The sequence below is a fragment of the Pantoea rwandensis genome, assembly GCF_000759475.1.
In the GTDB taxonomy this organism is placed as follows: Bacteria; Pseudomonadota; Gammaproteobacteria; order Enterobacterales; family Enterobacteriaceae; genus Pantoea; species Pantoea rwandensis_B.
Map to the genome: position 1 here is coordinate 3522882 of NZ_CP009454.1, position 22432 is coordinate 3545313.

Sequence of the window (22432 nt, forward strand, 5' to 3'; positions counted from 1 at the left end):
ACTTACTTCGTGTTGTCGGTGGAGAAAGCCTGACGATGCAGGATAGCCGTGAACTCTTCCATAAAGTTGTCGTAGCCCTGCTCCAGCTTATTGACACGCTGGTTCAGACGGTTATACGCCATAACGGCAGGAATGGCCGCGAACAAACCGATTGCCGTGGCGATCAACGCTTCGGCAATACCCGGCGCAACCATCTGCAACGTCGCCTGCTTCACCGCGCCAAGCGCGATAAAGGCGTGCATAATCCCCCACACCGTACCGAACAGACCGATATACGGGCTGATAGAACCGACGGTGCCAAGGAAAGGAATGTGGTTTTCCAGCGCTTCCAGCTCACGGTTCATTGAGATGCGCATCGCACGGCTGGCGCCCTCTACCACCGCTTCGGGTGCGTGGTTGTTTGCACGATGCAAACGGGCGAACTCTTTGAAGCCCGAATAGAAAATTTGCTCAGAACCGCCCAGTTCATCACGGCGCCCCTGGCTTTCCTGATACAGGCGCGATAATTCGATACCTGACCAGAACTTATCTTCAAAGGCTTCGGCTTCGCGACCCGCTGCATTCAGGATGCGCGTGCGCTGAATAATGATCGCCCATGAGGCAATAGAAAAGCCGATCAAAATCAACATGATAAGTTTGACCAGAAGGCTCGCCTTCAGGAACAAATCAAGAACATTCATGTCAGTCACTGCTTGAACTCCGCGACAATAGACTTGGGAAGCGCAATCGGCTTCATTAGATGTGGGTTGATGCAGGCAATCAGGACTTCTGCTTCATTCAGCACCTTGCCTTCTGCATTCACGATACGCTGCGAGAACGTCATGGTGGCGCGAGTCATGGCGGTCACTTCACTCTGGATATCCAGAAGATCGTCAAGACGTGCTGCGGCAACAAAGTCTATCGTCATGCGTCGTACCACAAACGCCACCTGTTCTTCTAACAGGGCTTGTTGATTGAAATGGTGCTGGCGCAACATCTCGGTACGTGCTCGTTCATAGAAAGCAAGATAACTGGCGTGGTAAACCACACCACCGGCGTCGGTGTCTTCGTAATAGACCCGAACCGGCCAGCGAAACAGCGTTGTACTCACTCTACATCCCGGTCTCATTTTAAACGTTGCTACTATACGCAAGTGAGATCGGCTTGGGAATGGTCCGCCAGAGCCAGGAGAAAATAATTATCACACGTTAACAACTGGAAGGAATTTCAGGATATTTCTTGACCAGGCACTGACATAAACTCACGTCAGTGCCCGAATAAAGCGGATAAAAACAGCATCGGGGACTCAATGATAGAACCAATAGATTCCCAGCATCAGTACGATCATCGCGGGCAACGGTGAAAACACGGCTCGCCAGCGCGTTTGCAATGGCCGGAAACCCGTACCATGAATTACCCCAGTGCACACCGCCCAAATCATCAATAATCCGTGCCAGATGGCTAAGTCGCTGGTGCGGGCGGCAAAGCGTGACGGTTGCCAGATAACACAGCCCGCCAGCCACAGCGCCAGTATCAGCGAAAGGGCCCGTAACGGGCCCTTGTCCATCAGACGATACAGCGTCTGAATCAGTGTGCGCATCAGTGTTGTTTATCCTTTACGCCACTCTCTTCTGCTTGCTCAATCGCCAGCGCCGTGATCACGCCAAACGCACAGGCCAGCAAAGTGCCAAGAATCCAGGCAAAATACCACATGCTCAATCTCCTTAATCAGTACAGGGAGTGCGTATTGCTCTCAATGTGTTCTTTGGTGATACGGCCAAACATCTTGTAATAACACCACGCGGTATAGGCGAGGATAATCGGGACAAAGATGATGGCGGCGAAGGTCATCACTTTCAGCGTCAGCAGGCTTGAGGTGGCATCCCACATGGTCAGGCTAATGCCCGGCACGGTGCTGGAAGGCATAATGAACGGGAACATCGCGATGCCTGCGGTCATGATAACGCATGCCAGCGTCAATGAAGAAAAGACAAACGCCCAGGCGCCCTTCTCCATGCGCGAACAGAGCACTGTCAGCAGCGGCAGCACCACGCCAAGCAGCGGGAACAGCCACAGGATTGGCGTCTGCTCAAAGTTCACCATCCACGCACCGGCTTCACGCACCACTTCTTTACCTAACGGGTTGGATGCAGCGTGATGATCGATGACGCTTTTCACCACATAGCCATCAATACCGTATTTCACCCACACACCGGCTAATACGAAGCACACCATCATCACCAGCGCACTGATTTGCGCGGTGCCGCGCGCACGCAGATGCAGTTCGCCGTTAGTACGCATCTGCAGATAGGTCGACCCTTGCGTCAGGATCATCGCGACGCTGATTACCCCCGCCAGCAAACCAAACGGGTTCAGCAACTGGAAGAAGTTACCGGTATAGAACAGGCGCAGATATTCATCCGCATGGAAAGGTACCCCCTGCAACAGGTTGCCAAAGGCCACGCCAATCACCAGCGGTGGAACGAAGCTGCCGATGAAAATGCCCCAGTCCCAGGTGTTACGCCAGCGCATGTCCTCAATCTTCGAACGGTAGTCAAAACCTACCGGGCGAAAGAACAGCGAAGCCAGCACCAGAATCATCGCAACATAAAAACCGGAGAACGCTGCGGCATACACCACTGGCCAGGCTGCGAACAACGCACCACCGGCCGTAATCAGCCAAACCTGGTTGCCATCCCAGTGCGGTGCGATGCTGTTGATCATAATACGACGTTCAGTATCAGTGCGGCCGAGGATGCGCGTCAGCATCCCCACCCCCATGTCAAAGCCATCCGTCACAGCGAAACCAATCAGCAGAATGCCAATCAGCAACCACCAGACAAAGCGCAATACTTCATAATCAAACATGGTTGCTCTCCTTATCCACGTGCTGGCTGAGCAGCCGCTTTCACGGTTTCATGATGGTAACGGCCCGTTTTCAGGCTGCTTGGTCCCAGTCGGGCAAATTTGAACATCAGATACATCTCTGCCACCAGGAACAGCGTGTAAAGACCGCAAATCAAAATCATCGAGAACAGCAGATCGCCCACGGTGAGTGAAGAGTTCGCCACCGCAGTCGGCAGGACTTCACCAATCGCCCAAGGCTGACGGCCATACTCAGCGACAAACCAGCCTGACTCAATGGCGATCCACGGCAGCGGAATGCCATAGAGTGCCGCTTTCAACAGCCAGCGGCTTTTGCCGATGCGGTTACGAATCACACTCAGGAATGAGAGCGCGATAATGCCGAGCAGCAGCACGCCACACAGCACCATGATGCGGAAGGCGAAATAGAGCGGAGCCACACGTGGAATCGAATCCTGCGTGGCCTTCTGAATCTGCGCTTCGGTCGCATTAGCGACATCCGGAGTATAGCGCTTCAGCAGCAAGCCATAACCGAGATCCTGTTTGCTGGCTTCGAACTGGCTACGTACCGCCGGATCTTTGCTCCCCGCACGCAGTTCGTTCAGCAACGCGTAAGCTTTCATGCCGTTGCGGATACGCACTTCATGTTGCGACAGCAGATCTTTCAGACCGGTGACCGGCGTATCCACCGATCGCGTCGCAATCAACCCGAGCAAATACGGGATTTGAATGGCGTACTTGTTCTCCTGCGAATCCTGATCGGGAATACCAAACAGCGTGAAGGCCGCAGGTGCAGGCTGCGTTTCCCACTCAGCTTCAATTGCTGCGAGTTTGGTTTTCTGTACGTCACCCATTTCATAACCGGATTCATCACCCAGTACGATCACGGACAGGATCGCCGCCATGCCGAAGCTGGCTGCAATACCGAATGAGCGCTTAGCGAAAGCCACATCACGGCCTTTCAGCAGATACCAGGCACTGATACCCAGCACGAACATCGCGCCAGCGGTGTACCCTGCCGCCACGGTGTGAACAAATTTCACCTGCGCAACCGGGTTGAGCACCAGCTCGGAGAAGCTCACCATCTCCATGCGCATGGTTTCGAAATTGAATTCAGAGGCGATCGGGTTTTGCATCCAGCCGTTAGCCACCAGAATCCACAGTGCGGACATGTTAGAACCGAGCGCCACCAGCCAGGTCACCGCCAGGTGCTGGACTTTGCCGAGGCGATCCCAACCGAAGAAGAACAGACCAACAAAGGTGGATTCAAGGAAGAACGCCATCAAGCCTTCAATGGCGAGCGGCGCACCAAAGATATCGCCGACGTAGTGGGAGTAATATGACCAGTTGGTCCCGAACTGAAACTCCATGGTGAGACCGGTTGCGACACCCAGTGCAAAGTTGATACCGAACAACTTGCCCCAGAACTTGGTCATATCTTTATAAATTTGCTTACCCGTCAGGACATATACGGTTTCCATGATCGCCAACAAAAACGCCATACCCAGCGTTAAAGGGACGAACAGGAAATGGTACATCGCCGTCAGGGCAAACTGTAAACGCGACAGCTCGACAATATCTAACATGATGACTCCTTGCTCCTCGCATGAATTTACTCTGCGGCTGACAACGGTAAACAACGAACATTGACGTGCAGAATAAGATCCAGGAACGACTGATTATTGATTCCAGTTTTATTACTGACAGAACAGAGAAATCTGTAGCCCGAAATGAGTGAGTAACAGTGTTGAAAATTTCCCGAAAAACCGATCGCTTCAATCTGTTTCGAGCGGGAGTGTGATGCAAGGAGGCGACAGAATTGCGCTAACAACGCCTGGCTCAAACTCCTGAAAATTCGCGGAAAAGACTGAATTGATGCAGCGCAATTTATACCGTTTGTCGTGCGTGATGCCAGCAGTAAAGTTTGTTATATCTCACGCTTTATTGATCTGGATTAAGACAATATTTTTTCAGATATGTAGTGTTAGCGTTGTTGTTAATTAGTTGTCATATACGCGTGATGCAATTAAGGAAATAATTACTTCTCTCGTATTTTTTTAACGTTAATACCGGATGCTAAGGTTTAATTTCTCATGTGAAATCACGCACATTTTCCTATCTTTACCTTACCAACTTAGTAAGCATAGCGGCAGATTTTATCTCCGTTACGGTTTTTCCCTGCTTTTTGTGTCACTCTGCACAGGGCGTTGTTGCCACTGGCTTCCCCTGCCCTTTCAGGCATAAAAAAAGCCACCCGAAGGTGGCTTAATGCGCATCACAAGTGACGGCTTATTTGATTGGCAGAACCGCTTTAACGGCGTCGCCGATGTCAGCCAGGCTGCGTACGGTTTTCACACCGGCCGCTTCCAGTGCTGCGAATTTCTCGTCAGCGGTGCCTTTACCACCGGCAATGATGGCGCCTGCGTGGCCCATACGCTTGCCTTTCGGTGCAGTCACACCTGCGATGTAACCAACAACTGGCTTGGTCACGTGCTCTTTGATGAAGGCTGCGGCTTCTTCTTCAGCGCTACCACCGATCTCACCGATCATCACGATCACTTCGGTCTGTGGATCATCCTGGAACATTTTCAGGATATCGATGAAGTTGGAACCTGGGATCGGGTCACCACCGATGCCTACGCAGGTTGACTGGCCGTAGCCGATGTCAGTGGTCTGCTTAACGGCTTCATAAGTCAGGGTGCCTGAACGGGATACGATACCGACACGGCCTGGCTGGTGAATGTGGCCCGGCATGATACCGATCTTACATTCGCCTGGGGTGATCACGCCTGGGCAGTTCGGGCCGATCATGCGCACGCCAGCTTCATCCAGTTTCACTTTCACAGTCAGCATATCCAGCGTTGGGATACCTTCGGTGATGGTGATGATCAGTTTGATGCCTGCGTCGATGGCTTCCAGGATACCGTCTTTGCAGAACGGTGCTGGAACGTAGATCACGGTGGCAGTTGCGCCCGTGGCTTCTACCGCTTCACGCACGGTGTTGAACACTGGCAGACCCAGATGCGTGGTGCCGCCTTTGCCTGGCGTGACACCGCCAACCAGCTGCGTACCATAGGCCAAAGCCTGCTCAGAGTGGAAAGTCCCCTGGCCACCGGTGAAACCCTGGCAAATGACTTTGGTGTTTTTGTCGATAAGAATGGACATTATTTACCCTCCGCGGCAGCAACAACACGCTGCGCAGCGTCTGTCAGGCTGGTTGCTGCAATGATGTTCAGACCGCTGTCGGCCAGTTTCTTCGCGCCCAGCTCGGCGTTGTTACCTTCCAGACGTACCACTACTGGCACGTTCACACCCACTTCTGCAACTGCACCGATGATGCCGTCTGCGATCAGGTCGCAACGCACGATGCCGCCGAAGATGTTAACGAATACCGCTTTAACGGCATCGTCAGACAGGATGATTTTGAAGGCTTCGGTTACGCGCTCCTTGGTCGCGCCGCCGCCGACATCGAGGAAGTTAGCAGGCTGGCCACCGTGGTGTTTCACGATGTCCATGGTACCCATTGCCAGACCGGCACCGTTTACCATACAGCCGATATTGCCATCCAGCGCAACGTAGTTCAGTTCCCACTGTGTCGCGTGTGCTTCACGTGGATCTTCCTGGCTTGGATCGCGCATTTCACGCAGCTCAGGCTGACGGAACAGGGCGTTACCGTCTGCGCCCAGTTTGCCATCGAGGCAGATCAGATCGCCCTGCTTGGTGATCACCAGCGGGTTGATCTCGACCATTGCCAGGTCGCGCTCCAGGAACATGGTCGCCAGACCCATGAAGATTTTGGTGAACTGGCTGACTTGCTTACCGGACAGACCCAGTTTGAATGCCAGTTCACGGCCCTGATAAGGCTGAGGACCGGCCAGCGGATCCAGCGCCATTTTGTGGATCAGGTGCGGGGTTTCTTCCGCCACTTTCTCGATTTCCACGCCGCCTTCAGTTGAAGCCATGAAGATCACGCGACGGGTAGCACGGTCAACCACCGCACCCAGATACAGTTCCTGGTCGATGTCAGTCGCTGCTTCAACCAGAATCTGGTTTACCGGCTGACCATCAGCATCAGTTTGGTAGGTCACCAGACGCTTGCCCAACCAATGCTCAGCAAATGCACGGATATCTTCCTTGCTGTTCACCACTTTCACGCCACCCGCTTTACCGCGGCCACCGGCATGTACCTGACATTTTACTACCCACGGACCTGCGCCAATTTTAGAGGCGGCTTCTTCTGCTTCACGTGGCGTAGCGCAGGCGTAACCAGTTGGAGCTGGCATGCCATAGCGAGCAAACAACTGCTTCGCCTGGTATTCATGTAAGTTCATGATGTTCTATCCATTCAGATATGAGTTTGGGCGCACCGTTGTGCGATGCGCCCGGCGAAAATTAGACGTCCAGCAGCAGACGTGCCGGATCTTCCAGCATCTCTTTCACCGCGACCAGATAGCCAACGGATTCACGGCCATCGATCAGACGGTGGTCGTAAGAGAGAGCCAGATACATCATTGGCAGGATGACAACCTGACCATTGACCGCCATCGGGCGCTCTTTGATCGCGTGCATGCCCAGAATCGCGCTCTGCGGTGGGTTGATGATCGGGGTAGACATCAGGGAACCGAACACGCCACCGTTGGTGATGGTGAAGTTACCGCCGGTCAGCTCGTCAACCGTCAGCTTACCGTCACGGCCTTTCACCGCCAGTTCTTTAATTTTCTTCTCGATGTCAGCCATGCTCAGAGCATCGACATCTTTCAGCACTGGGGTTACCAGGCCACGCGGCGTAGAAACCGCGATGCTGACGTCGAAGTAGTTGTGGTAAACCACATCTTCGCCATCGATAGAAGCGTTCACTTCCGGATAGCGTTTCAGCGCTTCAACCACGGCTTTGATGTAGAAGGACATGAAGCCCAGACGCACACCGTGACGTTTCTCAAACGCGTCGCCGTACTGCTTACGCAGATCCATGATCGGCTTCATGTTGATTTCGTTGAAGGTGGTCAGCATCGCGGTGCTGTTTTTTGCTTCCAGCAGACGCTCAGCCACACGCTTACGCAGACGCGTCATTGGAACGCGTTTTTCGCTGCGGTTAGCCACAGCAGCCTGTGGTGCCGCGGCCGCAGCTGCAGGCGCCGCTTTCGCGCCGTCGGCTTTCTTCGCAACATGCTTCTCAACATCTTCACGCGTCAGACGACCACCCACACCGGTGCCTTTGATCTGGCTGGCGTCGAGGTTGTTTTCAGCGATCAGGCGACGAACCGCTGGGCTCAGCGCATCGTTGCTCTCATCTTCCAGAGACGCGGTTTTACGCTGTTCTGGTGTCGCTTCTTTCGTTTCTACTTTCGCAGAGGTCTCTTTACCACCGCTGTTGCCTTCCACCAGGCGGCCTAACAGCTGGCGCGAGAGCACCGTTGCGCCTTCGTCTTCCAGAATCGCTTCCAGTACACCGTCTGCTGAAGCAGGCACTTCAAGCACAACTTTGTCCGTTTCAATCTCAACCAGTACTTCATCGCGACTGACCGCATCGCCGGGTTTTTTGTGCCAGGTTGCAACCGTTGCGTCCGCTACGGATTCAGGCAAATCGGGAACCAGAATTTCTACGCTACTCATTTTCTTTCCTTTTAATTAACCAAGGTTCAGCGCGTCGTTAACCAGGTCTTGCTGCTGTTGTTGATGTACGGACATGTAGCCCACGGCTGGTGAAGCAGAAGCCGGACGACCTGCGTAACGCAGTGACGCACCGAATGGAACCACTTCGCGGAAATGATGCTGACTGCAATACCATGCGCCCTGGTTCAGCGGCTCTTCCTGACACCAGACGAAATCCTGCACATGCGCATAATTTTTCAATACGTCCTGCACCACTTTGTGCGGGAACGGATAGAGCTGTTCGATACGCACGATGGCGACATCGGTCTGCTCATTCTTGCGACGCTGTTCCAGCAGATCGTAATAAACCTTACCAGAACACATCACCACGCGTTTCACTTGCTTCGGATCCAGATCGTCAATCTCGCCAATCGCCGGTTGGAAGCTGCCATTGGCCAGTTCTTCCAGGCTGGAGACCGCCAGCGGATGGCGCAGCAGCGATTTCGGTGACATTACGATCAGCGGACGGCGCATACCACGCAGCGCTTGACGGCGCAGCATGTGATAAACCTGTGCTGGCGTTGACGGCACGCACACCTGCATGTTCTGTTCAGCACAGAGTTGCAGATAGCGCTCCAGACGCGCAGAGGAGTGCTCTGGGCCCTGGCCTTCATAACCGTGTGGCAGCAGCATCACCAGGCCACACATACGGCCCCACTTCTGCTCGCCAGAGCTGATGAACTGGTCGATGACCACCTGAGCACCGTTGGCGAAGTCGCCGAACTGCGCTTCCCAAATGGTCAGCACGCGCGGTTCTGCGGTGGCATAGCCATATTCAAAGGCCAGTACCGCTTCTTCTGACAGCACGGAATCCCAGACTTTGAACTGACCCTGGCCGTTATGGACATGGTGCAGCGGGGTGTAGGTTGAGCCGTTGGTTTGGTTGTGGATCACCGCATGGCGGTGGAAGAAGGTACCGCGGCCGGAGTCTTCACCTGACAGACGGACTGGAATGCCTTCATCTACCAGCGTGGCGTACGCCAGGTTTTCCGCGCCGCCCCAGTCAAATGGCTTGTTGCCTTCCGCCATCTCTTTACGGTCGTTGTAAATCTTCGCCACGCGCGACTGCACTTCTACCGCTTCCGGTACGCTGCTGATGCGGCGCGCCAGCTCTTGCAGGCGTTTGTACTCAACCGTGGCTGGATAGTTTTCATCCCACTCGTGGTTCAGGTACGGCGACCAGGTGAAGGAGTGCAGGCTCATCGGACGCCATTCTGGCACCACGCATTCGCCTTCATCCAACGCATCACGGTAGAGATTGACCAGTTCGGTCGCATCTTCTAACGTCGCCACACCTTCGCTTTCCAGCTGATCGGCGTAGATCTTACGTGGCGTTGGGTGTTTCTTGATTTTCTGGTACATCAGCGGCTGGGTTGCACTTGGCTCATCCGCTTCGTTATGGCCGTGACGGCGGTAGCACACCAGATCGATAAACACGTCGCGTTTAAAGGTGTTGCGATAATCCAGCGCCAGGCGAGTCACGAAGGCCACCGCTTCTGGATCGTCCGCATTCACGTGGAAGATTGGCGCCAGAACCATTTTGCCGATGTCGGTGCAGTAAGGCGTTGAACGCGCATCTTTCGGGTTCGAGGTGGTGAAACCGACCTGGTTGTTAATCACGATGCGAACGGTACCGCCCACTTCGTAACCACGCGCCGCAGACATGTTCAGGGTTTCCTGCACCACGCCCTGGCCGATCACCGCCGCATCACCGTGGATGGTGATCGGCAGAACTTTGTTGCTGCTTGGCTCAGCCAGACGATCCAGACGTGCACGCACCGAACCCATGACCACTGGGCTAACGATTTCGAGGTGTGACGGGTTAAACGCCAGCGCCAGGTGCACTAAACCACCTTCGGTTTCAACGTCAGACGAGAAGCCCATGTGGTATTTCACGTCGCCGGTGCCGAGGTGCTCTTTGTGTTTGCCGGAGAACTCGTCAAACAGATCCTGTGGCTTTTTACCCAGTACGTTGATCAGGACGTTGAGACGACCACGGTGCGCCATCCCGAGAACCACTTCACGCGTACCGCTTTTGCCTGCATGGCGAATCATTTCGCGCAGCATCGGCACCAGTGCATCACCGCCTTCCAGTGAGAAGCGTTTTGCACCCGGGAATTTCGCGCCGAGGTATTTTTCCAGACCTTCAGCCGCAGTCAGCTCTTTCAGGAAACCTTTTTTCTCGTCGCTGCTGAATGACGCATGGCCGACCACCGATTCCAGACGCTGCTGAATCCAGCGCTTCTCATCGGTGTTGTTGATGTGCATGTACTCTGCACCAATCGAGCCACAATAGGTCTGCTGCAGCGCCGCGAACAGATCAGCCAGCTTCATGGTCTCTTTGCCAATAGCAAAGGAACCTACGTTAAAGCTTTCCTGAAAATCGGCGTCGGTGAGATCGTGATAAGAAGGTTCGAGATCCGCAACCCGATCCTGTTTCCACAGGCCGAGCGGATCGAGGTTAGCGTGCTGATGGCCGCGGAAGCGGAACGCATTGATCAGCTGCAGCACTTTAACCTGTTTGGAATTGGTGGCCGGATCGGTGACTGAGGATGTGTAGCGGGTCGCATCTTTTGCCAGGCGGCGGAAGTAATCACGCGTGGTGGAGTGAAACTGCTCAGGTTTCACGCCAGTGCCGGGCAGCTGTTGGAACAGCTCGCGCCACATTTCATCAACTGAGTCAGGATCGGTCAGGAAATCCTCATAGAGTTGCTCTATGTAGGATTGGTTCGCGCCGGCCAGCCAGGAGGAGTCCAGCCAGGGTTTCATCGCGCTGTTCTGCATTGTGATCCCTTAAGCATTAATCTGCTTTTTATGAGGTTTCATTTGTTGCCGCTTTCGCGGCTTGCCGTAGTGAGTTCAGCGATACGAACCTGTGCGCAACCGGCGCCTGGCCCGTAAGGGAACCTTTATAAGCGTGGTCAGTACCGCGCTTATAGAGGCTTCCGTAAACTGCCGGGAACCTAAGTTCCCGGACAGTGACTTCAGTGTGTTACGCCCCGCGTTGCAGCAGCATCGACTTAATATGGCCGATAGCGCGCGTCGGGTTTAGTCCTTTCGGGCACACGCTCACACAGTTCATGATGCTGTGACAGCGGAATACACTGAAAGCATCGTTCAGATTGTCCAGACGCGCATCGGTTTCGGTATCGCGGCTGTCGATCAGGAAACGGTAAGCGGCTAACAAACCTGCCGGACCGATGAACTTATCCGGGTTCCACCAGAACGATGGGCACGAGGTCGAGCAGCAAGCGCACAGAATACACTCGTACAATCCATCCAGGTGCTCACGGTCTGCCGGGGTCTGCAGATGCTCGCGTGCTGGCGGATTTTCCCCATTATTCAACAGGAAAGGCTTAATCTTCTCATACTGCGTATAGAATTGTCCCATATCAACTACGAGGTCGCGGATCACCGGCAAACCAGGCAGTGGACGGATAACAATTTTCTTGGTGCCATTACCCAGCGCGGACACTGGCGTGATGCAGGCCAGACCGTTTTTGCCGTTCATGTTGAGGCCGTCAGAACCGCACACGCCTTCACGGCATGAGCGACGGAAGGCCAACGTAGGGTCCTTCTCTTTCAGACGAATCAACGCGTCCAGCAACATCATGTCGCGACCGTCTTCTGACTCCAGCGTGTATTCCTGCATACGCGGTTTGTCATCGACTTCCGGGTTGTAACGATAGATAGAAAATTCGAGTCTCATGATGATCTCCGCAATTAGTAGGTACGCGCTTTCGGCGGGAAGGCCGCACGCAGTTTCGGTTGCATGTTCACCTCACGGCGCGTCATGCTTTCCGTTTGCGGAACATAGAGGCTGTGACACAGCCAGTTTGCATCATCACGTTCCGGGTAGTCGAAGCGGCTGTGTGCGCCACGGCTTTCGGTACGGAAGTTTGCGGCGACCGCAGTGGCGTACGCGGTTTCCATCAGGTTATCCAGCTCAAGGCACTCAATACGCTGGGTATTGAAATCTGGCGAACGGTCATCAAGACGCGCTGACTTCAGGCGTTCACGAATCACTTTCAGCTCTTCCAGACCTTCACGCATCGCATCACCTTCGCGGAATACCGAGAAGTTGTTCTGCATGCAACGCTGCAGCGCTTTACGGATTTCAACCGGATCTTCACCCGTGGTGTTGTTTTCCCAGCGGTTGAAGCGCGCCATGGCGGCATCGATGTTTTCCTGCGTGGCTTCACGCAGTTCACCCTGCTCTTCCAGACACTCCAGCAGGTGTACACCCGCCGCACGGCCAAATACCACCAGGTCCAGCAGCGAGTTACCACCGAGACGGTTGGCACCGTGTACTGATACGCAGGCAATTTCGCCTACCGCGAACAAGCCCGGAATCACTTCGTCTTCGCCCTGCTCATTCACGCGCAGCGCCTGACCGGTCACTTTGGTTGGCACGCCGCCCATCATGTAGTGGCAGGTTGGGATAACCGGAATCGGTTCTTTAATCGGGTCAACGTGGGCAAAAGTACGAGACAGCTCAAGGATACCCGGCAGACGCGATTCCAAAACTTCTGCGCCCAGATGGTCGAGTTTCAGCTTGATATGCGGGCCCCACGGACCATCGCAACCACGGCCTTCACGAATCTCCACCATCATGGAACGGGCTACCACGTCGCGACCCGCCAGGTCTTTGGCGTTTGGCGCATAACGTTCCATGAAACGTTCGCCGTGTTTGTTCAGCAGGTATCCACCTTCACCACGGCAACCTTCGGTTACCAGTACACCCGCACCAGCGATACCGGTTGGGTGGAACTGCCACATTTCCATATCCTGCACCGGCACACCGGCACGCAGTGCCATGCCTACGCCGTCGCCGGTGTTGATGTGTGCGTTGGTGGTGGACTGGTAAATACGGCCTGCACCACCGGTCGCCAGAATGGTGGCTTTGGCTTTGAAGTAGACGGTTTCACCGGTTTCCATGCAGATGGCGGTACAACCGACAATCGCACCGTCTTCGTTTTTCACCAGGTCTAGCGCATACCATTCTGAGAAGATGGTGGTTTTGTTTTTCAGGTTCTGCTGATACAGGGTATGCAGCAGTGCGTGGCCAGTACGGTCGGCTGCTGCAGCGGTACGCGCCGCCTGCTCACCACCGAAGTTCTTCGACTGACCACCAAACGGACGCTGATACACGCGGCCGTCATCAAGACGTGAGAAAGGCAGCCCCATGTGCTCCAGTTCCAGAATCGCTTCTGGACCGACGTGACACATATATTCGATCGCGTCCTGGTCACCGATGTAGTCGGAGCCCTTAACGGTATCGTACATGTGCCATTCCCAGTTATCTTCATGGGTGTTACCCAGCGCAACGGTAATACCGCCCTGCGCCGATACGGTATGAGAACGGGTTGGGAAAACTTTGGATAACAGGGCACAAGTCTGGCCCGATTGGGAGATTTGCAGAGCCGCGCGCATTCCCGCGCCACCCGCGCCGATCACCACGGCATCAAATTCTCTGACTGGCAAACTCATTTACACACCCCACACAACAACGATTCCATAAATGGCATACGACAACAGCGCGACCACAATCACAAACTGCAGCAGCAAGCGGGTTGCCACTGGTTTAACGTAGTCGGTCAGGACCTGCCACATGCCAATCCAGCCGTGGATCAGAATCGAGAACAGCGTCAGTATCGTAAACACTTTAGTGAAGGCAGAGGCGAAGAAGCCGTGCCAGGCGTCATACGTCAGGGTGCCGGTCATCACCACAAAACCGAGAAGGTAGATGATGTAGAGCGTCATTAAGATTGCAGCAGCACGCAGTAACAGCCAGTCATGAATACCGTTGCGTCCTAATGCAGAAGCATTGCTTACCATACGAGGACTCCAGCCAAAATTGAGAGCACGACAGTGATACCAAAAGCCGCCTGCGCGGAACGGGTTCCCACCTGCAGGGTTTCTTCCATAAAGCCAAAATCAGCCAGCATGTGACGAATGCCGCCCACGACGTGATACGCCAGCGCAGTCAGGATGCCCCACATAATGAATTTGGCGAAGAAGCTATCCATGATGGATGCCGCTTGCTGGAAGCCTTCAGGAGAAGAGAGAGAGAGACCCAGTAACCAGAGCAGTATTCCGAGAGCGACAAAGGTGATCACGCCGGAGACGCGGTGGAGAATGGACGATATTGCAGTAACGGGAAACCGGATCGTCGAGAGATCCAAGTTAACAGGTCTTTGTTTTTTCACGGTTTTGCCCACACAGCTCTTTTTTATTTTGCTTCCTCCGGACCTGAGTCGCATCAGAGCACAGCGCGTGTTCAGACTGCAACCGCCACCAAAAAAGCAACATCCAGTGTTAAGTGAAGCGAAAAAAACGCTGGGTGGCTCCTGGTGTCAGGGTATTCCGGAGACCTGGCGGCAGTATAGGAGGATCACATTCTGATTACAATTCCCCTACAATCTCTTTGGTCACATTTAGGCTGAACAGTGATCCGACTCACGAATTTCACAATTCATACATTTTTAATTATCTGATTTGACAAAAGATCAACATTTCAGTTACAAACAAACGCATTAAAGCCCTATGATGCACAAAAGTTATGGGGATACACTTTCCCCTAAGCTCAAGTTATGTAACATTGCCTTTACGAGCAACACAAAGCATCAGGTTATTGGTTACCAAGAAGTTATGTCGTGACAGGATCTTTAACATCCGCGCTGTTCAGCATGTCATGCCCGAACGCCACCGACTGGCCCTAATACATTTCCCTGTAACCCTGCACGACAAACGTTACCGCAGAGTGATACTGTGAAGATTGTGGTTTTATACAACATGAAGGCTATTCTGGTGTCTAAGATCCTTACCTACTAAGGCGCTATGGAGACGAAAAATGACAGATAAAAAAGTGACGCTAACCCTACAAGATAATGCTTCCGTTGAACTGGATGTGATGCAAGGTACGCTGGGACAAGACGTTGTTGATGTCCGTACACTTGGCAATCATGGCCTGTTCACTTTCGATCCCGGTTTCACCTCTACTGCGTCATGCGAATCTAAAATCACTTTTATTGATGGTGATGAAGGCATTCTGTTACATCGCGGCTTCCCGATTTCCGAACTGGCAACCCACTCCAACTACCTCGAAGTGTGTTACATCCTGCTGAATGGCGAAGCCCCGACCCAAGCCCAGTTTGAAGAGTTCCGCACCACCGTTACCCGCCACACCATGATCCACGAGCAAATCACCCGACTGTTCCATGGCTTCCGCCGCGATTCGCATCCGATGGCGGTCATGTGTGGTGTCACTGGCGCTCTGGCGGCGTTCTATCACGACTCCTTAGACGTCAACATTGAACGTCACCGTGAAATCGCTGCCTTCCGCCTGCTGTCCAAAATGCCGACCATGGCAGCGATGTGCTACAAATATTCGATTGGCCAGCCGTTCGTTTACCCACGTAACGACCTGTCCTACGCAGGCAACTTCCTGCATATGATGTTCGCTACTCCGTGCGAAGAGTACAAAGTGAACCCGGTGCTGGAACGCGCCATGGACCGTATTCTGATTCTGCATGCTGACCATGAGCAGAATGCCTCTACCTCAACCGTGCGTACCGCCGGTTCTTCTGGTGCAAACCCATTTGCCTGTATCGCTGCGGGTATCGCTTCGCTGTGGGGACCGGCACACGGTGGCGCCAACGAAGCTACCCTGCGTATGCTGGAAGAGATCAGCACCGTTGAGCACATCCCGGAATTCGTACGTCGCGCGAAAGACAAAAACGATTCGTTCCGCCTGATGGGCTTCGGTCACCGTGTTTACAAAAACTATGACCCGCGCGCCACCGTGATGCGTGAAACCTGTCACGAAGTGCTGAATGAGCTGGGTATGAAAGATGACCTGCTGGAAGTGGCGATGGAGTTGGAACATATCGCCCTGAACGACCCGTACTTCATCGAGCGTAAACTCTATCCAAACGTCGATTTCTACTCTGGCATTATTCTGAAAGCGATGGGCATTCCTTCGTCTATGTTCACCGTGATCTTCGCGATGGCGCGTACCGTAGGCTGGATTGCACACTGGAAAGAGATGCACGACGAAGGCATGAAGATTGCGCGTCCACGTCAGCTGTACACCGGTTACACCGAGCGTCCATTTACCTCGGCGCTGAAAAAGTAATCCACAGCTAAATGAGTGTGAAAGAAAGGCTGCCATTTCATTGAGATGGCAGCTTTTTTATTGATCGTATTTTGTTTCACACACCCTTGCGCGTCAAAACTGACATCCCGGGCACCAGTAAAATGGTCGCGACGATAGCGTACCCTTCTCAATCAGCGTGCCGCAGCGCCGACATGTCTTGCCCTGGCGATGAAACACCTCAAAGCGAAACGCCGCATCGGCATGGTATTTCTTCATACTGCCGCGCATCTGATACGACAAACGTGGCACCGCCAGCATCGCCTCACTTAATGCATTGAGCTGTATCTCAGTGAGATCCTGCGCCCGATGCGACGCCAGCAATCCGGCATGCCATAAAATCTCCACGCGCAAATAATTACCCAATCCCGCCAGAAAGGCCTGATCGAGTAACAGCCCGCTGAACTGACGGCGACGAAAACGCGGCGATAGCAACCGCTCTCGCACCGCTTCCACCGATAATGTGGCATCCAGTACATCGGGACCAACACGCTGTAAAAAAGGGTGTGCGCCAAGGGTATCCGCATTGAGCAGTTCGATATCCGAAGCGCTGTACAGCAGGATGGTTTGATCGGCATTGGATAAACGCACACGTAGCTGCCGCGAAGTGTTGGGTTCAGTACCGGTCGGTACAACCCGCCACACGCCGTACAGTTGGTTATGGCTATAGAGAGTTAAGCCATTCGAAAAATGCGTCAGCAGTGCTTTGCCACGTGTTTCAAAAGCCGTAATGGTTTCACCCATTAATGCCGGTTCATAGGTTTTCAGCTCAGGGAAGGCAAACCACACATCAGTGAGTGGCTTGCCTTCCATCGCCGCTGCCAGTTGATCCGCCGCACGGCGGATCTCCGGTCCTTCAGGCATAACTTCTCCTGTTAATGCGTCGCTCCACCGACCACGCGGATGTCATTTTCAGTGCTCAACATCACCTGCAACGAGGTTTCCAGCGCCAGGATCACGCTGGCCGTCGCCATACTGGCGACGCCGGGATGATTCACCGCCTGTTCCGGCATATAGGGGATATGAATAAAGCCACCGCGTGCCTGGCTGTTGGTGGTCTTCAGCCAGTGCAGCAGGCTGTACATCACGTTGTTACAGGTGAAGGTTCCGGCGGTTTGGGATACCGAGGCCGGCACACCAACCTCACGCAGGGCTGCGACCATCGCCTTGATCGGTAATGTAGAGAAATAGGCTGCAGGGCCATCCGCAACGATCGGTTGATCGATGGGCTGCTGATTATCGTTGTCGGGAATACGCGCATCATCCACGTTGATCGCCACACGTTCGACGGTGATATCAACACGCCCACCGGCCTGGCCCACGCACAATACGCGGTCAGGTTGGATCTCATCCAGCGCTTGCGTTAGTACCTTTCCGCAGGTGGCAAACACCACGGGTAGCTGGCGCACCACAATTCGGGCTCCGGCAATCACTTTACCGTCAAAACTGCGCACCGCTTCCCATGAAGGGTTAATGGTTTCGCCACCGAACGGCTCAAACGCCGTCATCAATACCGTTTTCATTACGACCTCACAAGAACATCAGGAAGTAGAGCAGGAATACGTTTACCACCAACAGTAGCACACCGGTTGGCACCTGAGCCTTGATCACCCCGTTTCGATCCGGCAACTCCAGTAAACGCGCGGGTACGATGTTGAAGTTCGCCGCCATCGGCGTCATCAAGGTGCCACAATAGCCAGAGAACATGCCAATTGCCGCCATTACCGCCGGATTGCCGCCGTGTTGCAGCACCAGAATAGGAATCCCAATGCCAGCCGTCACTATCGGGAAGGCAGCAAACGCATTACCCATCACCATGGTCAGCAGTGCCATGCCAATCGCGTATACCGCGACCGCAATCAGACGATTGTCCACTGCCAGATACTGTTCAGTCAGATGTGAAATCGCGGTGCCAACGCCCGCGCTGGTGAACAACAGACCGAGCGTGGCAAGGATTTGCGGCAGAATAAATGCCCAACCCACCGCATCCAGCAGTCGGCGGGTTTCCTGCATCGACTGCAGCGGTTTTTCATGGGTGATTTGCAGCGCGATGATCCAGCCCAGTACGCAGCCGACCATCATCGAGAACAGGGTCACCAGCGTTGAATGATTACCCGGGCCAAACACGGCATACTGCAAACCCGGGATGTTGTTAAACGCCAGCACGCCAATCACCGTCACCACCGGAATCGCCAGCGCGGGCAGAAACAGCTTATTGCGCAGACGCTGCGCACTTTCGCGCTTCTGCTGATCGCTGCGCTGATGGTAGCTGCCGAGACGCACGCCGCCGAAGCCGGCAATTAACGCCATCAACACCACGGCAACACCCACGCCAATGTGCAGCATGCGTTTACCGGCGACAGCATCGCCCGCCCATTGCCCCATCAGTTGATAGGCACCCTCACCAATCAGGAACATCAGGCCATACAGCGCCCAGAATAAACCGGTCGTAAATCGTCTTGGGTTAGCCGCATCGCGCCAGGAGAGAACGGCGACCACCAGCAGGATCACCCCTGCCAGCCACATCAGATATTGTTGCTGAAACATTATTTCCCGCCTTTGGCGTGCAACGCCTGCTGATTGATAGCACCCAATTCACGCGCCAGTTGGCGGTCAAGGCGCACCAGTCGCGCCGAATGGATCAGGAAAGCGCAGAGTGCGGTGGGAATACCCCACAAAGCGATATGCAGCGGCTCGGTGCTGATGCCTGCCGACTCCTGCATAAAGTTGTGCATGAAGATAATCGCGCCGAATGCGACAAAGATATCTTCACCAAAGAACAGCCCGACGTTATCGGTGGCTGCCGACATGGCGCGCAAGCGATGGCGCACTTCATCGGGCACTTCACCATAGCGGTTTTCCGTGGCGCCTTCTGCCATCGGTGCCAGCAGTGGACGCACCATCTGCGGATGACCTCCGAGGCTGGTTAAACCCAGTGCGGCGGTGATTTCACGCACGAACAGATAGACAATCAGCAAACGGCCCGCCGTCGCGGTTTTGATCTGCGCGATCCAGCTTTGTGCGCGCTCCTTCAAACCGTGGCGCTCCAGCAAACCGATCACGGCCAGCGGCAGCAGCAAAATCAGCGGCAGGTTGCGGGTATTCAGGAAGCCGGAACCAAGTTTCTCCAGAATATCGGCCAGCGGCAGATGCGCAGCCAGGCCGGTAACAAAACCGGCAACAATTACCACCAGCACCGGGTTAAAGCGCAACACAAACCCCAGTACGATGGTGGCAATGCCGAGTAACGGCCAGAGATTGACCACGTTATCCATTTATTTCCCCTTCATCTGAAAATAAAAAGCCCGACAGCGTGCCGGGCGAGTTGTTATTTTTTAAGCACTGGTGACAGCAATTTGATGGGTAGCAAACGCAGCACGCAACGTGCGCGCAAATTGCAGCGCATGTGCGCCATCACAATGTAAGCAGACGGTCTCGGCATTCACTTTCACCCACTCCCCGCTGATACTCTGCACCTGACGCTGCTGCACCATGGTGAGTGTTTGTGCCAGCGCCTGCTCGGCGACTTCAATCATCGCCCCTGGCTGGCTACGCGGCACCAGCGCACCGGTTGCCTGATAGCCACGATCGGCAAACACCTCTTCTCGCGTGCGCAGACCATAATGCGCAGCCGCTTTGATCGAAGCACTACCTGCCAGGCCGACCAGTATCAATGCGGGATCCACCGCCTTCACCGCGCGGGCAATGGCGTCGGCGAGCGTGGCATCCGCTGCCGCCTGGTTGTAAAGCATGCCGTGCGGCTTCACATGCACTAAACGCTCACCTTCACTTTCGGCGATGCTCTTCAATGCACCGATCTGATAGATCATCTGCGCATACACCGTTTCCGGCGGCAGCTGCATCGCAGTGCGACCAAAGTTCTCGCGATCCGGAAAGCTGGGGTGGGCGCCGATCGCCACACCTGAAGCTTTGGCCCAGCGCACCGATTGCAGCATGGTTTGCGCATCACCGGCGTGGAATCCACAGGCGATATTGGCTGAACTCACCAGCGTCAGCAGCTCCTGATCGCTGGCGCTGCCTTCACCCAAGTCAGCGTTGAGATCAATCTTCATGTGCAAGCCCCCAGGCTATTTGGTCAAAGGAGCGCTGTTGATGCTGCTTCGCCAGCAGCGCTTCTTCCAGAGTGCAATGGATAAAGTGAATCGGTTCGCCGAGTCGAATCTGCGCCAGTTGATACAGGTCAGCTTCGATAACACAGGCGATACGCGGATAACCGCCGGTGGTTTGCGCATCGGCCATCAGCACAATCGGTTGGCCATTAGGCGGAACCTGCACCACGCCGGGGACTAACCCGTGCGACAACAAATCACGCGTGGCTTTACGCTGCAGTTGACGGCCCTGCATGCGGTAACCCATACGATTACTCTGCGGACTCAGCTTCCACGGACTGCGCCAGAAACCTTCCTGCGCTTCGCGCGTGAACTCGTTATACTCCGGGCCCGGTAAGGCGCGAATGCGGTTGCCCCACAGCAGTTGACGTACGCCCGCTTTGCCCTTGAACGTTCGTGAGGGTTTGCCCAACGGCAGCTGATCGCCATCCTGCAACTTACGGCCCTGGAAACCACCAAAAGCAGCCTTGAGATCGGTACTGTGCGAGCCGAGCATCTCATCAATGGCGAAACCACCATTGACTGCCAGATAGCTACGCATACCGCGCACCGGCATCGCCAGCGACAACACCTGGCCTTTTTTCACCGGTAAGCGCCAGCCAGTCCACACCGGTTTGCCATCCAGATCGGCATTACAGCCCGCCCCAGTGAGTGCAAACCAACCGTCACGTTTAAATTCGGCTTTGAACTGGCCAAGCACAATTTCGAGTACCGCACTCTCCTCCGGATTGCCCACCAGCATATTGGCAGTACGCATCGAAGGTTGATCCAGTGCTCCGCTGACGCTGATGCCATATTGCCGCCAGCCGGTGCGGCCCTGATCCTGAATCGAGGTCATTAATCCGGCGCGTAGAATGTTTAACATACGCCCTCCTGTTGCGGCACAAAGCGCACGCTGTCACCCGGCCGCAGCAGTGTCGGCGGATGCTGTAACGGATCGAAAAGGCTGACCGGGGTATGACCGATCAGTTGCCAGCCGCCTGGTGCTGCCAGGGGATAAATGCCGGTCTGACTGCCACCGATGCCTACCGAGCCGCTGGGCACGATGACACGGGGTTCAGCACGGCGCGGCGTGTGCAAACGCTCATCCAACCCGCCCAGATAGGGAAAACCCGGCTGGAAGCCGATAAAATAGACCACGTAATCAACACTGCTGTGCAGTTCGACGACCTGTTTTGGCGACAGGCTGGCACCCTCAGCCACCACTTGCAGATCGGGGCCACCCGCGCCCCCGTACACCACCGGAATCTCTACCCGACGTGATTCAGGAATCTGTTCCTCACTCTCTTCCCACCAGCGCTGTAGACGCTCAATGGCATCCAGCGCATTCAATTGCGGATCGCGCAGTAGCAACGTCAGGTTATTCATTCCCGGAATCGCTTCCTGAACCTGTTCATTGTGCTGCAGGCGTTGGCACAGTCCCCAGATGCGCTGCTGGCTGGCGAGTGAAACGGGCGGTTCCAGCTCCAGCACAACGGCTCGCTCACCCAGTAGATAACAACGTGCTCGTTGCAAAACCCACCTCCCGGTCATGATTAACGCGGACAAAAAATGTCCACAAATCGCTTTGCTTATAATGAAAGTCAATAAGTTATGCGAAAGTGACAGAGATGTGTCAACAGATTTGCGTCCTTAACGTGGGTTAAGGACG

At 54.6% G+C, this 22432-nt stretch carries 22 protein-coding genes; 1 reads left to right on the forward strand and 21 read right to left on the reverse strand.

Annotated features, from left to right (window positions below; genetic code table 11):
• Positions 1 to 2: 2 nt before the first annotated feature.
• From tolQ to sdhC, 14 genes are all read right to left on the reverse strand, one after another.
• Positions 3 to 689, reverse strand: coding sequence for a Tol-Pal system protein TolQ (gene tolQ, locus LH22_RS16100; protein ID WP_034829162.1), 687 nt, complete (start codon positions 687 to 689; stop codon positions 3 to 5).
• On the reverse strand, positions 686 to 1108 hold the full coding sequence (gene ybgC, locus LH22_RS16105) for a tol-pal system-associated acyl-CoA thioesterase (protein ID WP_202404442.1): 423 nt from the start codon (positions 1106 to 1108) through the stop codon (positions 686 to 688). The genes tolQ and ybgC overlap by 4 nt, the downstream gene beginning before the upstream one ends.
• Before the next feature lie 177 nt (positions 1109 to 1285).
• The gene (gene ybgE, locus LH22_RS16110; RefSeq protein ID WP_038648191.1) at positions 1286 to 1579 is read right to left on the reverse strand and encodes a cyd operon protein YbgE; all 294 of its coding nucleotides are present in this window, start codon (positions 1577 to 1579) and stop codon (positions 1286 to 1288) included.
• Positions 1579 to 1692, reverse strand: a complete 114-nt coding sequence (cydX, locus tag LH22_RS20330; protein ID WP_071845625.1) for a cytochrome bd-I oxidase subunit CydX — start codon at positions 1690 to 1692, stop codon at positions 1579 to 1581. Before cydX ends, ybgE begins: the two co-directional genes overlap by 1 nt.
• A 15-nt stretch (positions 1693 to 1707) precedes the next feature.
• The gene (gene cydB, locus LH22_RS16115; protein WP_038648196.1) at positions 1708 to 2847 is read right to left on the reverse strand and encodes a cytochrome d ubiquinol oxidase subunit II; all 1140 of its coding nucleotides are present in this window, start codon (positions 2845 to 2847) and stop codon (positions 1708 to 1710) included.
• Between the two features lie 11 nt (positions 2848 to 2858).
• Positions 2859 to 4430: a cytochrome ubiquinol oxidase subunit I gene (gene cydA / locus LH22_RS16120; RefSeq protein WP_038648199.1), complete on the reverse strand. Its 1572-nt coding sequence runs from the start codon at positions 4428 to 4430 to the stop codon at positions 2859 to 2861.
• Positions 4431 to 5133: 703 nt separating this feature from the next.
• Complete coding sequence (gene sucD, locus LH22_RS16125; protein ID WP_034829155.1) at positions 5134 to 6009, reverse strand: succinate--CoA ligase subunit alpha; 876 nt, start codon at positions 6007 to 6009, stop codon at positions 5134 to 5136.
• On the reverse strand, positions 6009 to 7175 hold the full coding sequence (sucC, locus tag LH22_RS16130) for an ADP-forming succinate--CoA ligase subunit beta (protein WP_034829153.1): 1167 nt from the start codon (positions 7173 to 7175) through the stop codon (positions 6009 to 6011). Before sucC ends, sucD begins: the two co-directional genes overlap by 1 nt.
• Before the next feature lie 61 nt (positions 7176 to 7236).
• A complete protein-coding gene (odhB, locus tag LH22_RS16135; RefSeq protein WP_038648204.1) occupies positions 7237 to 8457 on the reverse strand; it encodes a 2-oxoglutarate dehydrogenase complex dihydrolipoyllysine-residue succinyltransferase in 1221 nt (406 codons plus the stop codon).
• 15 nt (positions 8458 to 8472) lie between these two features.
• On the reverse strand, positions 8473 to 11280 hold the full coding sequence (gene sucA, locus LH22_RS16140) for a 2-oxoglutarate dehydrogenase E1 component (RefSeq protein WP_038648207.1): 2808 nt from the start codon (positions 11278 to 11280) through the stop codon (positions 8473 to 8475).
• Between the two features lie 208 nt (positions 11281 to 11488).
• Complete coding sequence (locus LH22_RS16145; RefSeq protein WP_034829149.1) at positions 11489 to 12205, reverse strand: succinate dehydrogenase iron-sulfur subunit; 717 nt, start codon at positions 12203 to 12205, stop codon at positions 11489 to 11491.
• A 14-nt stretch (positions 12206 to 12219) separates the two neighbouring features.
• Complete coding sequence (sdhA, locus tag LH22_RS16150; protein WP_034829148.1) at positions 12220 to 13986, reverse strand: succinate dehydrogenase flavoprotein subunit; 1767 nt, start codon at positions 13984 to 13986, stop codon at positions 12220 to 12222.
• A complete protein-coding gene (gene sdhD, locus LH22_RS16155; protein ID WP_034829147.1) occupies positions 13987 to 14334 on the reverse strand; it encodes a succinate dehydrogenase membrane anchor subunit in 348 nt (115 codons plus the stop codon).
• Entirely contained in the window at positions 14328 to 14717 is a 390-nt protein-coding gene (sdhC, locus tag LH22_RS16160) for a succinate dehydrogenase cytochrome b556 subunit (RefSeq protein ID WP_034829146.1), read from the reverse strand. The genes sdhD and sdhC overlap by 7 nt, the downstream gene beginning before the upstream one ends.
• 632 nt (positions 14718 to 15349) lie before the next feature.
• Between sdhC and LH22_RS16165 the strand changes: the two genes are divergently transcribed.
• Entirely contained in the window at positions 15350 to 16633 is a 1284-nt protein-coding gene (locus tag LH22_RS16165) for a citrate synthase (protein WP_038648210.1), read from the forward strand.
• Between the two features lie 93 nt (positions 16634 to 16726).
• On the opposite strand, the gene nei is transcribed toward LH22_RS16165, so the two are convergent.
• From nei to pxpB, 7 genes are read right to left on the reverse strand one after another with little or no spacing between them, the layout of a single operon-like run.
• Positions 16727 to 17515, reverse strand: a complete 789-nt coding sequence (gene nei, locus LH22_RS16170) for an endonuclease VIII (RefSeq protein ID WP_038648213.1) — start codon at positions 17513 to 17515, stop codon at positions 16727 to 16729.
• 11 nt (positions 17516 to 17526) lie between these two features.
• Positions 17527 to 18174, reverse strand: a complete 648-nt coding sequence (gene pcp, locus LH22_RS16175; protein WP_038648216.1) for a pyroglutamyl-peptidase I — start codon at positions 18172 to 18174, stop codon at positions 17527 to 17529.
• A 7-nt stretch (positions 18175 to 18181) separates the two neighbouring features.
• Positions 18182 to 19198 carry a DUF979 domain-containing protein gene (locus LH22_RS16180; RefSeq protein WP_038648218.1) on the reverse strand — a complete coding sequence of 339 codons (1017 nt, stop codon included), beginning with the start codon at positions 19196 to 19198 and terminating at the stop codon, positions 18182 to 18184.
• Positions 19198 to 19926, reverse strand: a complete 729-nt coding sequence (locus tag LH22_RS16185) for a DUF969 domain-containing protein (RefSeq protein ID WP_038648224.1) — start codon at positions 19924 to 19926, stop codon at positions 19198 to 19200. Before LH22_RS16185 ends, LH22_RS16180 begins: the two co-directional genes overlap by 1 nt.
• A gap of 60 nt (positions 19927 to 19986) precedes the next feature.
• The gene (gene pxpA / locus LH22_RS16190) at positions 19987 to 20724 is read right to left on the reverse strand and encodes a 5-oxoprolinase subunit PxpA (RefSeq protein ID WP_038648227.1); all 738 of its coding nucleotides are present in this window, start codon (positions 20722 to 20724) and stop codon (positions 19987 to 19989) included.
• A complete protein-coding gene (pxpC, locus tag LH22_RS16195) occupies positions 20714 to 21646 on the reverse strand; it encodes a 5-oxoprolinase subunit PxpC (RefSeq protein WP_038648230.1) in 933 nt (310 codons plus the stop codon). The genes pxpA and pxpC overlap by 11 nt, the downstream gene beginning before the upstream one ends.
• Positions 21640 to 22296 carry a 5-oxoprolinase subunit PxpB gene (pxpB, locus tag LH22_RS16200; RefSeq protein WP_038648233.1) on the reverse strand — a complete coding sequence of 219 codons (657 nt, stop codon included), beginning with the start codon at positions 22294 to 22296 and terminating at the stop codon, positions 21640 to 21642. The genes pxpC and pxpB overlap by 7 nt, the downstream gene beginning before the upstream one ends.
• Positions 22297 to 22432: the final 136 nt, after the last annotated feature.

What these genes read in the sequence shown, in the direction of transcription:
- ybgC (WP_202404442.1), bottom strand. Translation starts at nt 1,108, where the DNA reads ATGAGACCGGGATGTAGAGTGAGTACAACGCTGTTTCGCTGGCCGGTT.
- ybgE (WP_038648191.1), bottom strand. Translation starts at nt 1,579, where the DNA reads ATGCGCACACTGATTCAGACGCTGTATCGTCTGATGGACAAGGGCCCG.
- cydX (WP_071845625.1), bottom strand. Translation starts at nt 1,692, where the DNA reads ATGTGGTATTTTGCCTGGATTCTTGGCACTTTGCTGGCCTGTGCGTTT.
- cydB (WP_038648196.1), bottom strand. Translation starts at nt 2,847, where the DNA reads ATGTTTGATTATGAAGTATTGCGCTTTGTCTGGTGGTTGCTGATTGGC.
- cydA (WP_038648199.1), bottom strand. Translation starts at nt 4,430, where the DNA reads ATGTTAGATATTGTCGAGCTGTCGCGTTTACAGTTTGCCCTGACGGCG.
- sucD (WP_034829155.1), bottom strand. Translation starts at nt 6,009, where the DNA reads ATGTCCATTCTTATCGACAAAAACACCAAAGTCATTTGCCAGGGTTTC.
- sucC (WP_034829153.1), bottom strand. Translation starts at nt 7,175, where the DNA reads ATGAACTTACATGAATACCAGGCGAAGCAGTTGTTTGCTCGCTATGGC.
- odhB (WP_038648204.1), bottom strand. Translation starts at nt 8,457, where the DNA reads ATGAGTAGCGTAGAAATTCTGGTTCCCGATTTGCCTGAATCCGTAGCG.
- sucA (WP_038648207.1), bottom strand. Translation starts at nt 11,280, where the DNA reads ATGCAGAACAGCGCGATGAAACCCTGGCTGGACTCCTCCTGGCTGGCC.
- LH22_RS16145 (WP_034829149.1), bottom strand. Translation starts at nt 12,205, where the DNA reads ATGAGACTCGAATTTTCTATCTATCGTTACAACCCGGAAGTCGATGAC.
- sdhA (WP_034829148.1), bottom strand. Translation starts at nt 13,986, where the DNA reads ATGAGTTTGCCAGTCAGAGAATTTGATGCCGTGGTGATCGGCGCGGGT.
- sdhD (WP_034829147.1), bottom strand. Translation starts at nt 14,334, where the DNA reads ATGGTAAGCAATGCTTCTGCATTAGGACGCAACGGTATTCATGACTGG.
- LH22_RS16165 (WP_038648210.1), top strand. Translation starts at nt 15,350, where the DNA reads ATGACAGATAAAAAAGTGACGCTAACCCTACAAGATAATGCTTCCGTT.
- nei (WP_038648213.1), bottom strand. Translation starts at nt 17,515, where the DNA reads ATGCCTGAAGGACCGGAGATCCGCCGTGCGGCGGATCAACTGGCAGCG.
- pcp (WP_038648216.1), bottom strand. Translation starts at nt 18,174, where the DNA reads ATGAAAACGGTATTGATGACGGCGTTTGAGCCGTTCGGTGGCGAAACC.
- LH22_RS16180 (WP_038648218.1), bottom strand. Translation starts at nt 19,198, where the DNA reads ATGTTTCAGCAACAATATCTGATGTGGCTGGCAGGGGTGATCCTGCTG.
- LH22_RS16185 (WP_038648224.1), bottom strand. Translation starts at nt 19,926, where the DNA reads ATGGATAACGTGGTCAATCTCTGGCCGTTACTCGGCATTGCCACCATC.
- pxpA (WP_038648227.1), bottom strand. Translation starts at nt 20,724, where the DNA reads ATGAAGATTGATCTCAACGCTGACTTGGGTGAAGGCAGCGCCAGCGAT.
- pxpC (WP_038648230.1), bottom strand. Translation starts at nt 21,646, where the DNA reads ATGTTAAACATTCTACGCGCCGGATTAATGACCTCGATTCAGGATCAG.